The sequence below is a fragment of the Photobacterium sanctipauli genome, assembly GCF_003026495.1.
GTDB lineage: Bacteria > Pseudomonadota > Gammaproteobacteria > Enterobacterales > Vibrionaceae > Photobacterium > Photobacterium sanctipauli.
On the sequence record NZ_PYMA01000005.1, the window covers coordinates 178,585 to 192,193 of the forward strand.

A 13,609-nucleotide genomic window follows, 5' to 3' on the forward strand; every position below is an offset into this window, starting at 1 on the left:
AATTTTCCATTGTTATCGAGTAATACTGCTATAAATAATAGTAGACATTGAAGTGACTACAAACAGTCATTTAAGGGATTTAGCGTCAAGGAGCGATAATGGGGTGGTTTAATCGATTTTCAATAAAATCAAGGTTGCTTTTTTTAATATTAATACCCTTGGCTTTTTCTGGTGCCCTAGCCACTATTGAGCTTAAGTTATTGTTTGAAAAGGTAACCAATCTAAATACATTAAATGCCAGAATTCAGTTTTTGGGATCGAATTCAAACTTTTCAAATTCAGTTCATACATTAAGGATTGGCACGTTAACATCATCTGGTGAATTATTACCTGAAAGTGACATTAATAGCGCAATATCACAAATTTCAAATGTAATACCTAATGCTTTCACTGCGAAACAAAGCTCAGAGCTAATGGCAATCACAGATGAAATGAAAGAGCTGGTTGCAGACTTTGAAGGGGTAGGAAAAGAGGATATTAATGACTGGTCTGATTGGGCATATGATTTGTCAATTCAGAGTATGGTTAGCTTAGAAAAAAATAAGTTGAGTGCGGGTGATGTCATTATTGATCAAAAGATTTCTATTCTTTATCAATTGCAATGGTTACAACTTTGGGCTCAGCAAGAGAACTGGTACATCAACTTAATTAATGAGCAGCCTATCGAAAATAGTGACTACAAAGAGCAGCTAGACACCCTTATCGAACGACAGCAGTTGATTATTGATCGTTATCTAACAATCAATGCAACCCCTGCGCAGATTGAACTGCTGAGTAAAACATTCACAAACCCTGTTTTTGCAGAAAGCTTCCGTCTGCGTAGTTACATCATGTCGGATGATTTTAGCGGTATTCAGTCGAAAGCAACTTTCAACGCTATCGATGAAAGGTTTAATCTTGTTCAGTTCGTCGTGCATAAAATCAGCGATGAGCTTGTTTCAGATATTGACCGCTCTATTGCCGGTGCGAAGCGAATGATGTTGGTGTATTTGTTTGGCATTATTGTCTCGCTAACCATCATTGTCATGTTTGGCGTCAATTTGATGAAGCGAATAGGCTCGTACTTGAATCGAGTATTACGGGCGATGTCGTCTTTTGATAATGAAGACAGTGAACAAGCAAAAATCAAAGTAGACGGTAATGATGAATTTACTGTGTTCAGTAATAAACTAAATGCGCTAATCGAAGAGAGGGCGCAGAACCAAGCAAACTTGGTTAAAGCAAAGGATGAAGCCGAAAAGGCCAACGTGGCAAAAAGTTCATTCCTTGCCAATATGTCACATGAGATCAGGACACCGCTAAACGGGATCATTGGTATGTCGAATATTTTGGCAGATACCGATCTTAACCCCTCACAAACTGAATACCTGCAAACCATTGAAACTTCATCGCAAACATTATTGCTTCTTATCAACGATATTCTGGATTTGTCTAAGATTGAATCCGGCAATTTGATCCTGGCACCGAATGAGTGTGATGTTAAAGAAGTTGCTTACGACACCATGTCGATTGTTATCGCCAAGGCGGCAGATACCGGGTTGGACTTGGTTGTGAATATTTCACCCGATGTGCCTTATCGTTTGATGATAGACGAGCACAGGTTACGCCAAGTACTAATGAACTTGATGTCGAATGCGGTGAAGTTTACGACCAGTGGCTCAGTCACACTGCAAATAGAATCGGCGCTGAAGTCAGACAATAAGGCTGATTTAACCTTCTCAATTATCGATACTGGTATAGGTATTGAAAAGGATAAGCAAGCTCAGGTGTTTGCGCCGTTTACCCAAGAAGATGGTTCTATTACCCGGCAGTTTGGCGGTACTGGCTTAGGCTTGGCTATCTGTCGCCAGCTGGTTGAATTAATGGGGGGTGATATTCAGCTTGAATCAACAAAAGGGGTAGGGAGTAAGTTCTTCTTCACGGTTGAGGTTGATATCGTCGCGCAAGTGTCGCCAAAAGTTAAAGAGCTAGATCAGCGCCATGTATTGATGGTGAGTGAATCGAATAATGCCCAAACTCAACGCTTTGTTGATGAGTGTGAGTTAAACGGACTGCAGGTGGTGAAGTGTAATGAATTAAGTGCCATCAAGTCTAATCACCAAAGTGTTGATGTGGTGATGTACTGCCAAGAGTCAATTTTCCAGTCGACCAAAGAGCTGGGTGAAATTAGAACACTACTGCCGAATACGCCCTTGGTGCTGTGTTGTAGCCATATGGATGAGCAACACGACTTTGGTAATAGCATTGAAGGGATTGTGACAACACCGTTGTTAGGTAAGCGATTTACCAATACCTTGAAGTCAGTGCTTGCTGCTGGATTGGCGGCTAAGGCTAAACAAGCACAAGCTGTTCAAGACGTTGTCACGCCACAGGATGATGCAACCTCTCAAGGCGAGAGCAGGGCCACCGTGTTGATTGTTGAAGATAACCTAGTTAACCAAAAAGTTGCCTCATTATTTTTGAAAAAGGCGGGTTACGAGTTTGAATTGGCGAACAATGGTAAGGAAGCCGTCGATATGGTGAGGGAAGGTAAGCGCTACCATGCGGTGTTAATGGATTGCATGATGCCAATTATGGATGGTTTCACGGCAACTCAAGAGATCAGAAGCTGGGAGCAAAACCAGGATAGCGAGCGTTTGCCAATCATTGCTCTTACCGCAAGTGTGTTGGATGACGATATCACTAAATGTTTTGATGCGGGTATGGATGACTACGTGGCAAAACCGTTTAAGAAAGATGTTTTGTTAGAGAAGTTGGAAAACGTGGCAACGGTAGCCTAAAGGCGATGAGCTCGAAGGAACGCAAGTGGTGAGGCCCTGATATGCAGTCATATCGGGGCCTCACTTTTAGTATACGCTATAGAATTAACCTGCGTTCGCTGTGAGAGATCTCTTACAAAACTGTGGGAGTTGGTACAAATGTGTATAGCGACCTTTTCTGGTTGAAAATTAAACTCGTTTAAAATCAGTTTCTTATGGTTTGTTTGTGACATGGTGGTTCTTTGAGATAAAAAAGAAACCGTCGGCGTGGTTGAAAGAAAATAGGGAAAGCGTAATCTTATTGGTGTCGGAAGGAACTGACGGAACGGAACAGGAAATCAGCCAAGGATAATGGCAACCTCAGGAGGAGGTCGGTAAATTAGGATGATTTATCGGACATGGACTGTGAAGGGATAACCGTATGGATACGGTAAAGTAAGTAGGATACTTACTGGTCAGGACGACATGAATGGACCACTTCAGGATGAAGTTAGGGACACCTCCAGGAAGGAGAAGAGAGTCGAAACAGGATGAATCGACGGGTCAAGGTAGACTAATAGGAACATCTCTAGGATAGAGACTAAGGGAATACGCTGACGGATACAGCTTGATCATGGAATGATGCAGGGAGCACCATAGTAGCCGGATTGCTGCAAGAAAGACCAAGGGCGCGACAATAGTCGCGCCCGCTCTTTTTTATACCTACCGAAACACCACCTCCATTACCTGATTAGATATTTAGTGGCATTAGCTAACAATGGCTTGCGGCTTGGTTTTCACACTCGCAATCAACATATAAATTGCCGTTGCAAGGAATATGCTGAAGAAAAACCCCATAAGCCCGATAGAACGGCCCATTGCCCCTTGGATAAATTCATTAGCCAACATTGGTCCAGCCACTGAGCCCACACTGTAGCTAAACAGCATAACCTGAGTTGCCGATACAATGGCGGATGACGCTAAGCCATCACAGGCTAAGGTGATAGCTATTGGGTACAGGGCAAATGCCGACATGCCAAGTAGCGCTAAGGCGATGATCTGTGTTGTGTAGTGCTGATCAAGTAGGTACATCCCCATTGCAAATACACCTAACAATGAAAATGCAGCCAATAGCAGTGATTTCGACACCTGGTTTGCAATCTTGCCAACAATCGGTTGAATAAACATACCACCCAGCACAGTGACGGCCATCAGCACGCCTACCTGCTGTGTATCACTCGCCGTTGAGGCCAAATTGAGAGGCAGTAATCCATAAATTGAGCCCATGACCATCCCAGATACAATACAGCCAATAATTGCCGGCTTACTTAAAGCAAGCATTTTTCGCAGTGGAAGGCTCTGGTGCTCGGAACACTCAGGGTTGGCATTTTGGGTCACAACCATTGGTAGCGCAGCTAAAATCAATAATCCTGCAATAACAAAGAATGGCATTACACCATTGGTACCAACTATGCCAACGCCGAATTGACCCAATGTTGTACCACCATAGAGCGAGGTCATGTACAGGCCTAGGTTTTTGGCTCGTTGTTGGGCGTTGTCCCCGATTAGTAGCCAAGATTCAATCACCACAAAAATACCAGCTACGGCAATACCAGCAACTAAGCGAGAGAATAGCCAAGCACTGAGTTCTGTAAACGAAGCCATGGTAACAACACTGGCAACGAGCAAGCTTATAAAACCAACGAATGCGCGTTGGTGGCCTAAATGGACGATAGCCTTTTCAATGAACATCGAGCCAATTAATAAGCCGAGATAAAACACACTAGCCAACCAACTCGCTGCATCGGCATTAAAGTCAAATTGTTTTAATGAGAGCGGTAGCAGGCTCATTAGATATCCTGAACCAATAGAAAATACGGTTAGACCTGCAATTGGTACCCAAACGGTATTTTTAGCGAGTGTTGTAGTGTGCTTGTTCACTACTGCGATCTCCAAAGCAATAGAGACATGACTGACTAATCAGTTATGAATCATAAGTTTAAAATTAATTTTAGGTGTTTCAATAAGGCGAAAAGAAGGGTTTATGCCTTACCACTATCTAGCTAGGAAAGCTATTTTGAGGAATATGAACGGTTTTTTATGAACAGTAAAATGAGAAAAACTAATATCTAAAGAGGAAATCGATAATTATCGATAAAATACATTATAACCCTAAATATAGGCTTGCCAGTTATCGTGTATGAGCAGGGTGGAAATTACATACTATCAACGAATTAGACTTACTTTTTAGCGAGATAATCGAGTTGATTAGATGTCTACCCATTAGGGACGTAAGTATTTTCATGAAAATTACTTAACAAATTATTTTGAAAATAACCGAGTTTTCCGTAATCCCCCTTGTTCTTCTGCTTTGCATCGAAGTGGTTTTCGGCTCCTTAATGAGAGAAGGGGGTAGGTTACAATGCAGATGAATCACCTTGGTGCGATTAAGCACTATATTAGTGCCAAAGCAGGTTGGATATGTACATAATGGGTTGAATCAACAGGCTTTTATAGTTGGCATCAACATTGCTATATTCATTCTGTATCGAAGTATTAGTTAGCCCATGCCCTTTTAAACCAAGTGGTTTGGTAGAGCAAGTAGTTAACTGAGTAGGGTAGATATAGACACAATCTCATGTTGATGTTTTTGGGGACGACTTCCAGTAGCGGGGAAGTCGCCCCTTTTTTTATTTGATACGGGAAAAACGCGAAAGATAGCGACCATCTTTGGAGAAAAAGATGATTTCTCTGGTGGTTTCGTTGGCGTTTCGACTTATCCTGATTTTATTGTCGACACCAATGGCAAACAGGGTGTGATTGTTTTTAATTTTCAACGGGATATCAAACTGATTAACCTTGGCGACCAAGGCGCCATTTTGATACACAACCTGTAATGGCACCCCACTGGTATCGAGGTAGTTACCTATAACGTCGACATCATATTGCCAGTCAGCAAAGTTTGTTTTGGGCGGGATGACCTTGTGAATGGGGGCTTTATGATTGAGGATGCTAATGAGGTCAACGGCAAGGAAGTCGATGTTGGTATTGTTGAGGTTACTAAGCGCAATGATACTTAGCCCTGAGGTGGGCTGTTGAATGATGAATCCCTTGAAACCATCAATATTACCTCGATGAATGTAGTAAGACTGGCCGCCAATCTCTTCATGGAAAACACCATATTGCTCTTTGAGCATGGTTTGATATAGCTCGTGGGAAATAATTTTGCCGGTTTGAAGGGCGCGGCTCCATATATAAAGGTCACGAACGGTAGTGATGAGTTCACCAGCTGCCCAGGCACAGCCTGATGGGGTAATGTGAGCATCAACCAAACCGGATAACTCATAAGATTTAGCCAATTGGAAAGAGAGGGTCAGCTTGAGGCTGCTGCCGCTCATGCCTAGAGGGCGAAGTAATTCGTCGTTGATAAAGGAATTGTATGGCTGGCCCGTGACTTGCTCAATGATTCCACCTAACAAATGGTAGTTTGCATTGCTTTCGTTGAATAGTTTACTAGGTGGATAGGTGCTTGCTCTGTCGATGGTATTTTCTATTAACTTCGATGACTCACAGCGGCTTTCATACTCTCGCCAAGACGGGTCCCGATAAAAGCCAGCAGTGTGGTTCAGCAACATCGCAACAGTGATGGTATCGCCATGTTTAAGCGTGGGGTAGAAAGCTTTAATGGGCTGGTGGATATCGAGTTTGTTCTGTTCATGAAGCCTTAGTATGGCAGCTGCAGTCAACTGTTTGGTTATCGCCCCTGCTTTGAAAAGTGTTTGTTGTGTAATCGGGCGTTTTAATTTGATATCGGCATAACCAGTGGATTGCTCAAAGACAATATTATCTTGGTAGGCGATCAAGATATTGCCCCCGAAGCGCCCATATTTATTCTGATGCTCAATATAGTCAGCGAGAACTTGGTGAGTGTGGCTTTCACTTGCTTGGGTTGGCAAGGCTAGAAGCCAAGAAGCGGCAACGAGAATAAGTGCGGTGCAAAAGGGTGAGGGTAGGTATGCCATTGTTTAAAAAATTAAAGAGTAATAATGAAAAAGGTATCACTACTGTTAAGGTGCGGAAATTAAACGGCAAGGTGGTAATGGAAAAAATCGAGGCATTTTTCTTTATGGGTGAATGGGGTTTAACTGTTTCATAAAAAAGTGTCTAGCTGGACATTGTGGTGTCTTCAATACTTATTTCAGTTACAAAGAAAGAACAAGGCGGCTATTAAGCCGCCTGTACGTTGTTATGATAAGCGCTACACTATTACTCTTCCCACTGAACAAGCTTGTCTTTAGGCCAGTTAGCACCGATATCGTGATACTTCTTCTCAAGCAAGTGGCGCTTGATTTTCAGTGTCGGTGTTAGGATGCCGTTTTCGATGCTCCAAGGTTCTTTAATCATCAGCACGCCTTTGATTTTCGCATGTGATTCTAGCTCTTGGTTAATCGTCTCGATAACACGATGAGCTTTGCGTTCATAGCGCGCAGGGTCAAAGTCAGGGAACTCATGCGGGATGGCCAGTAGGATTGGTGCTGGCATACCTGAACCCACGACACACATCATTTCAATGTTAGCGAGCTCGAATAGGCGCTTCTCAATCGGCACTGGTGACACAAATTTACCTTTGGCTGTTTTAAAGGTGTCGTTTTTACGGCCTTGGATGGTTAGGTAACCTTCCTCGTCCATAAAGCCGATATCACCGGTATGTAGCCAGCCATCTTCGTCGAACATGGCCTTGGTTGCTTCTTCGTTTTTGTAGTAGCCAGAGAAAAGACCTAAACCGCGAACCAAAATTTCTTCATCGGCAGCGATCTTCACTTCAACACCTGGGCCAGCGTTACCAACCGTACCAATCTTATCGCTACGGAATGGGTGGTTGAGCGTGCTGTAGGCAAAGGATTCTGTCATACCCCATGCTTCAGTAATATTCAGGCCAATGCTTTCATACCAGCGAAGCAGTGCAGGTGAAACCGGTGCCGAACCACAGCCTAGAACGCGAGCTTTGTTCAGGCCAAGTCCATCCGCCAGCTTGCGCTTAATCACACCAGAGATAAACGGGATTTTCAGCAAGATATTCAGTTTGCCCTGAGGCAGTTTTTCAAGAATACGTTGCTGGAATAGCGTCCAGAGCCTTGGTACTGAGATAAACAGGGTTGGGCGGTGCATTTTGACATCTTCGATAAAGGTATCCAAAGATTCAGGGAATGCGACCTGAATACCCGCCATGACTGATGAACCGTAGATGTAAACACGCTCGGTAATGTGGGCCAGCGGTAGGTACGAGAACAGGCGCTCGCCATCACGCATACCAATGTGGTCGATAAGCTGCTGCGATGACCAAGAGAAAGCACCGTAGGTCAACATGGCACCTTTTGGTAAACCTGATGTACCAGAGGTGTACACAATAGACATTAAGTCATCTTGTTTATGGCTTGGGCGCTCTTCAGAAGGGGCGTGTTCTGAAATTAAGGATTCAAACTGATATTGACACGTTGATGGTGCCGTTGGGTAGTTGAAAGCAATAGTTGGTAGCGATGGGTATTTTTCCATTACCGAGGTAACGGCTTTATCATCGTCGAGTTTACCAATTAATAAGACTTTCGATTCACTATGGGTTAGGCAGTGCTCAACTGTTTCAGCCCCTGCAGTTGGGAAGATAGGTACACTGATGTAACTACCCAGCATTAGTGCGAGGTCGGTGATAAACCATTCGGCGCAGTTCTTTGACATCAGCGCTACACGATCACCGGGTTTAATGCCCATTTCTCTTAAAGCAGTTACTAGCCTTAAGGCTTTGTCGGCAACCTCTGCATAGGTGTAATCAACAAACTGGCGGTTAATGATTTGGCGAAGATACACTTCATCAGCGCGTTCTTCTGCCCATTTCAGAATCATTTCTGTTGGCAGTGGTTGGGTCATTTGTGCTTCCTTTAGGCGTTCCGATTGCAGAGGTAGAGTCATACTTCGATCCTTCCGTGTTATTGTTTTGTTAAAATAATGCTATTTGCACTGGTCCGTCAAGTAGCAATTTGCCATGTAACTGCATTAAAATGCGAGAAAAGTAAGCCTAAAATTCAAGTTTGCTTAAATGTTATAAATTAAAAATAGAACAAATTTAGCACTGGAGTGCATTTTTTTGTTATAGAGTATGCCTGTTCATAAATTTTTGTTTCTATTATAATTATGAAAATTTGAACCTAGTTACAGAGAATTTTTTTTGGTTTGTCGTATCGCTAACAAAAGGGTTTGTAACTTTTGATTAACGAATACAGCACTGGTATGGCAATCAAAACGATGTTCTGTAATACTGACAGCAAAGACGAATATAGAGTCAAGCCAATATGCCGAAGCGTAGTAAAGAAGATACTGAAATCACGATCCAGACCATTATGGATGCCGTTGTCGACCAAATTCTGACTTTGGGTTATGACAAAATGTCATACACAACGTTAAGCAAGCAGACCGGGATTTCTAGAACGGGTATCAGCCATCATTTCCCTAAAAAACAAGACTTCGCTAATGCGCTTGATGGTCGTATTTTCCGTTTGTTCGTTGAAAAGTTAGATATGGAAAACGGTATCGAAGGGTTTTCTGCAAGCTGGATTGCGGCGTTGGAAGATGAAAAGTTCCGTGCAACGTTGCGCTTGCTTTTCCACCATATTGCGGCGGCTGACGTTACCAATGAATTCTCTAAGCGCGGCATCGAGCGTTTATACGGCCTGTGCAAAGAGCGCTTCGGTGAAGAGAGTGAAAAAGAGCTTGAATGGCTACTGGGTAAGTCTTTAATTAGCCTAGTGAGATAAGTCAAGTTCTGAAGCAGTCATTCTTGCGCCAGACAGGTTACTGAAAAAATTTGTTTGAAGTCGATAGAAAAAGCAGCGAATTATCGCTGCTTTTTTAATGGCTCGCACTTCATGACTGCTCGCTTGTCTATGCATGTAAAAAAATATGTATATAATTCAGATTGGTTAACAATGATAACGAGAAAAACATGCTCAAATATATCATCATTGCTCTGGTGGGCTTCGGAATCTACATTGGTGTGACGTATAAAGATCAGATTGAAGATCTGACTAACTCTCGCTCGTTGGAAGATGTGCAAGACGTTTATGAAGACATCAGCGATAAAGCATCTGATACAGTCGGTGAACTGAGCGATAAGCTTGAAGAGCTGAAATAATCAGAGAGGTTGGCTAAGCGCCTTGGGCTAGCTTTTCGACCAAAAAATCGATCCACACCCGTGATTTTCGACTTAAGCCTCGGTGACTGGGGTAGAGCACATAGTAATAAATTTCTGGGCTGTGCCAATCAACAAGTACTGGTTGTAACAGCCCTTCAGCAACAGCACTCTCAGCAAGATACTCAGGGAGATGACCAATTCCAGCACCGCTTTCGATGACCGTACGTAGCGTACTGAAATCATTAACACTCATTTGCGGCTCTATCGATACCATATGCTGCTCATTCCCTTCTTTTTCCAACAGGCATTGATAACTTCGGCTGACATCAGACATAGCAAGAACTTTATGGCCCAGCAGGTCGTCTGGATGCTTAGGCTCACCGTACATTGACAGATAACCTGGCGCAGCATAAAGGCGGGCATAGGCACTAAAAATACGTTTGCTAACCAGTGACGAGTCATCTAAATCTCCCACTCGTATGACTAAGTCAAAACCCTCGCTGATCAGATCCACGCGGCGGTTATTCAAGTCTAACTCAACAGTAATATCCGGGTAAGTTTGCAGAAACTCACCCATATGGGGGGCAACCAGATACTGGCCTATCGCAACCGAAGTACTAATGTGTAGGTGCCCTCGCGGATTATCACTCAACTGTTGGAGTGACTCCAATGCGCCATCGGCTTCTTCTAAAACCCTCAAGCAATGCTGCAAAAATAGCTGCCCAGCCTCGGTCACATTGACTGCACGAGTACTGCGCTCTAATAAACCAACACCAAGACGCTGTTCCAGGGCAGCCATACGCCGACTAACTTTGGATTTTGGCATATTCAATACCCGTGCGGCAGGGGATATGCCTTGCAACTCTGCCACCTTGGCAAAGATCTTCATATCATTTAAATCCACGCTCTCACTCCAATTGACTTAGCCTGTCGTTCTATTTATAGAACAGTTTATTGCTATTTATGGGTCTAGTTAAACATTTTGCAACGATTAAACTGAATATAAGAAAAATAAATACAGGGAGATAACCATGAAAGCCATAACCCGCGTTAATCATATCGGTATTCGCGTCTGCGACTTTGAAACAGCAAGAGATTTCTATAGCAAGTTAGGGTTTGAGTACATCGCTGGACCAACAGGGCCAGAGCCTGTAGCCATTGTTATGCATCCATGCGGAATTAATATCAACTTGATCCTAAATGCTAACCAACCGGAAAGTAGTAATATTTTGATGGATGTAAAGACCAAATATACCGGTTACACCCATGTCGCACTGGAAGTTGACGATGCCGAAGCAGTAATCAAAGAGTTACAAGCAATGGATATTGCCTTAAGTGGTGAGATGAAGCACCCCACAGGACACTCAATTTTCATCCGAGATCCAGACCTTAATGTCATTGAGTTTTGCGAATACATCGGCTTGTCATCACTTAAAGCGCTATAGGGAGAAGATCATGAAAAATATACTATTAAGCATAACGCTACTATTGATGCCAATGCTGAGTTTGGCGGGTATAAAAACGATTAATGGTGTCGGCCAATATCCCGAAGGCTATTCGGGTACTGCGCCACGGGGAGCAGATGAAGATCCCTTTTTATCGCCACAAAACTCAGCGCTTATTCTCATTGATTACCAGCCGCATATTTTGATGGGAGTAAAAAGCATTGCCCATGAAGATTTAATGAATAACACCATAGCGCTAGTCAAATCGGCAGTACATTTCAATCTACCGATTATCTTTTCTCATGTTGGTGTTGGCTTAAATGGCTCTAAACCTTTTCTTGAGGAGTTGCGCAAGCTAGCACCCAACGCGGTGATAATTGATCGTACCAATGTTAATGCTTGGGAGGAGCCTGAGTTTGTGGCCGCCGTTAAAGCAACGGGACGGAAAAAGTTGATCATGGCCGGGTTGTGGACAGATGTTTGCCTTGCCTATCCCGCGATAGAAGCGGTTCAAAACGGTTTTGATGTGCATGTACCGGAAGACACAGTGGGTAGTATTAATCAATTGGCTCATAATAATGGTATGAAGCGAATGATTCAGGCCGGAGTGAAACCTCTTACCTGGAATGTTGTACTCGCTGAGCTACAACGAGATCATGCACGTAAAGAAACCGAGCATGAAGTGTCACGTATCTTTCTTGAGCACCTTTTTAAAATGGATCCGGATAAGGGCTGGCAATAAGCCATCTTAATGAAACAACAGCTACCCCGGATAGCCGTGGTAGCTGTTGTTTTGATTTATTGTTTATACCCAAGTTACTTGTTATATCAACTCAAGCGTTTGTCATTGGGTATTAGATGCTTGCTTGTTGTATTGCTGAGTAACAATGGCAATTAATGGGCTGAGATAATGTAGAAGTAATAGATCATGGAAGCTGCAATCACATAAACTGACCAGTGATCTTCTTTATATCGACCCGTTGCCAATTTCAGGAATGCGTACACTAGCATAGCCGCTGCGATACCATTACCTGCATTGAAGCTGAATACACTCATTACCACACAAACAAATGCAGGTAGGTACTCGGTAATATCGTCATAGTTGATCTTCTTCATTGAGCTCATCATCGCAATACCGATGTACATCAGTACTGGTGCCGTTGCTTCGGTAGGGATCATGCCTGCCAGTGGCGCCAAGAATAATGTCAGGCAGAAACATGCGGCTGTAACAAGTGCAGTAAAGCCTGTGCGGCCACCTGATTCAACACCAGCAGAGCTTTCTACATAAGTTGTGAGTACCGGGCATGAAAATAGCGCGCCAACGGTCGTGGCTGTCGAATCAACATGGAAGTTCTTTTCAATACCCGGCAGGTTACCGTCTTTGTCTAAGTAGCCCGCTTGTGCGCCAATACCCAGCATTGCACCCAGAGTAGAGAAGAAGTCAGGAATGAAAAATGCCAGTAGGAACGGCAGGTATGCAGGGCTTAGTGCGCCTATCACATCCAGCTCGAAAATCATGCCATCCATGCTGCCTGGCATGCTAAAGAAGTTTTCTGGTACTGAAGTAATGCCTAGGGGAATACTCAAAATTGTCGTGATGATAACGGCGAGGATAATGCCACCTTGAATTTTGCGCGATGCAAAAAACAGCACCATGAAAAAGCCAACAACGGCGGTAATCACTTCGATTGAGGCGAGATCACCAAAGATCAATACATTCTTACGAGGATCAGCAACAACAATACCGGCTTGCTTGAAGCCCAATAGGGCGATGAACAGGCCAATACCCACGCCAACGGAAACTTTGACACTGTGAGGGATGATTCTCACTACAAAGTCACGGACACCAAGGAAGGAGACCATCATAAACAACACACCACTGATGAAGACGATACCGGCGGCAATACTCAGCGGTACGTCGTTACCCAGTAGGGTGAACGAGAAAATAGCAACACTACCAAGACCAGGGCCAAGAACAAACGGGCGATTAGTATAGAGTGCCATACCGATAGTGGTGATGACGGTCATCAGTACCGTGACAGTCAATGCACTATCGAAAGGAAGGCCGCCTTTACTGAGCATGCCAGGGACGACCGCTACCATGTATGCCATTGTGGCGAAGGTGGTTAAGCCGGCAATAATTTCGGTGCGTAAGTTTGTATTATTTCCTTTAAAGTCAAACCATTTGGCCAAACTAAAGCCAGGTTTGCTTGCAACAGTTTCCATGGGGTTCCTCTACACGT

General features: G+C 43.6%; 11 protein-coding genes. 6 read left to right on the plus strand and 5 right to left on the minus strand.

Annotation, left to right across the window (positions count from 1 at the left end):
* Positions 1–413 precede the first annotated feature (413 nt).
* The gene (locus tag C9I98_RS10670) at positions 414–2,780 is read left to right on the plus strand and encodes an ATP-binding protein (protein WP_051902231.1); all 2,367 of its coding nucleotides are present in this window, start codon (positions 414–416) and stop codon (positions 2,778–2,780) included.
* 726 nt (positions 2,781–3,506) lie between these two features.
* Here the strand turns inward: C9I98_RS10670 and C9I98_RS10675 are convergent.
* Positions 3,507–4,679 carry an MFS transporter gene (locus C9I98_RS10675; protein ID WP_036817940.1) on the minus strand — a complete coding sequence of 391 codons (1,173 nt, stop codon included), beginning with the start codon at positions 4,677–4,679 and terminating at the stop codon, positions 3,507–3,509.
* A gap of 749 nt (positions 4,680–5,428) precedes the next feature.
* Entirely contained in the window at positions 5,429–6,694 is a 1,266-nt protein-coding gene (locus tag C9I98_RS10680) for a serine hydrolase domain-containing protein (protein WP_036817937.1), read from the minus strand.
* Between the two features lie 59 nt (positions 6,695–6,753).
* On the opposite strand from C9I98_RS10680, the gene C9I98_RS26525 reads away from it, so the two are divergent.
* Complete coding sequence (locus C9I98_RS26525) at positions 6,754–6,894, plus strand: hypothetical protein (RefSeq protein WP_158262677.1); 141 nt, start codon at positions 6,754–6,756, stop codon at positions 6,892–6,894.
* A gap of 110 nt (positions 6,895–7,004) precedes the next feature.
* Here C9I98_RS26525 and C9I98_RS10685 read toward each other — a convergent pair whose 3' ends face one another.
* Positions 7,005–8,636, minus strand: coding sequence for an AMP-binding protein (locus tag C9I98_RS10685; protein ID WP_173424663.1), 1,632 nt, complete (start codon positions 8,634–8,636; stop codon positions 7,005–7,007).
* Between the two features lie 446 nt (positions 8,637–9,082).
* Here C9I98_RS10685 and C9I98_RS10690 point away from each other — a divergent pair, with 446 nt between their 5' ends.
* On the plus strand, positions 9,083–9,544 hold the full coding sequence (locus C9I98_RS10690) for a TetR family transcriptional regulator (RefSeq protein WP_036829499.1): 462 nt from the start codon (positions 9,083–9,085) through the stop codon (positions 9,542–9,544).
* 188 nt (positions 9,545–9,732) lie between these two features.
* On the plus strand, positions 9,733–9,921 hold the full coding sequence (locus C9I98_RS10695; RefSeq protein WP_036830997.1) for a hypothetical protein: 189 nt from the start codon (positions 9,733–9,735) through the stop codon (positions 9,919–9,921).
* A 13-nt stretch (positions 9,922–9,934) separates the two neighbouring features.
* Here the strand turns inward: C9I98_RS10695 and C9I98_RS10700 are convergent, their stop codons facing one another.
* Positions 9,935–10,825 (minus strand): LysR family transcriptional regulator, encoded by an 891-nt coding sequence (locus C9I98_RS10700; RefSeq protein ID WP_051902635.1) that lies wholly within the window; start codon positions 10,823–10,825, stop codon positions 9,935–9,937.
* Between the two features lie 127 nt (positions 10,826–10,952).
* Between C9I98_RS10700 and C9I98_RS10705 the strand changes: the two genes are divergently transcribed.
* Complete coding sequence (locus C9I98_RS10705; protein WP_036830991.1) at positions 10,953–11,366, plus strand: VOC family protein; 414 nt, start codon at positions 10,953–10,955, stop codon at positions 11,364–11,366.
* 10 nt (positions 11,367–11,376) lie between these two features.
* Entirely contained in the window at positions 11,377–12,108 is a 732-nt protein-coding gene (locus C9I98_RS10710) for an isochorismatase family protein (protein WP_051902638.1), read from the plus strand.
* 152 nt (positions 12,109–12,260) lie between these two features.
* Here C9I98_RS10710 and C9I98_RS10715 read toward each other — a convergent pair whose 3' ends face one another.
* Positions 12,261–13,592: an NCS2 family permease gene (locus C9I98_RS10715; protein WP_036830993.1), complete on the minus strand. Its 1,332-nt coding sequence runs from the start codon at positions 13,590–13,592 to the stop codon at positions 12,261–12,263.
* Between the last annotated feature and the right edge of the window lie 17 nt (positions 13,593–13,609).

What these genes read in the sequence shown, in the direction of transcription:
- C9I98_RS10670 (WP_051902231.1), top strand. Translation starts at nt 414, where the DNA reads ATGGCAATCACAGATGAAATGAAAGAGCTGGTTGCAGACTTTGAAGGG.
- C9I98_RS10685 (WP_173424663.1), bottom strand. Translation starts at nt 8,636, where the DNA reads ATGATTCTGAAATGGGCAGAAGAACGCGCTGATGAAGTGTATCTTCGC.
- C9I98_RS10710 (WP_051902638.1), top strand. Translation starts at nt 11,377, where the DNA reads ATGAAAAATATACTATTAAGCATAACGCTACTATTGATGCCAATGCTG.
- C9I98_RS10695 (WP_036830997.1), top strand. Translation starts at nt 9,733, where the DNA reads ATGCTCAAATATATCATCATTGCTCTGGTGGGCTTCGGAATCTACATT.
- C9I98_RS10690 (WP_036829499.1), top strand. Translation starts at nt 9,083, where the DNA reads ATGCCGAAGCGTAGTAAAGAAGATACTGAAATCACGATCCAGACCATT.
- C9I98_RS10715 (WP_036830993.1), bottom strand. Translation starts at nt 13,592, where the DNA reads ATGGAAACTGTTGCAAGCAAACCTGGCTTTAGTTTGGCCAAATGGTTT.
- C9I98_RS26525 (WP_158262677.1), top strand. Translation starts at nt 6,754, where the DNA reads ATGCCATTGTTTAAAAAATTAAAGAGTAATAATGAAAAAGGTATCACT.
- C9I98_RS10705 (WP_036830991.1), top strand. Translation starts at nt 10,953, where the DNA reads ATGAAAGCCATAACCCGCGTTAATCATATCGGTATTCGCGTCTGCGAC.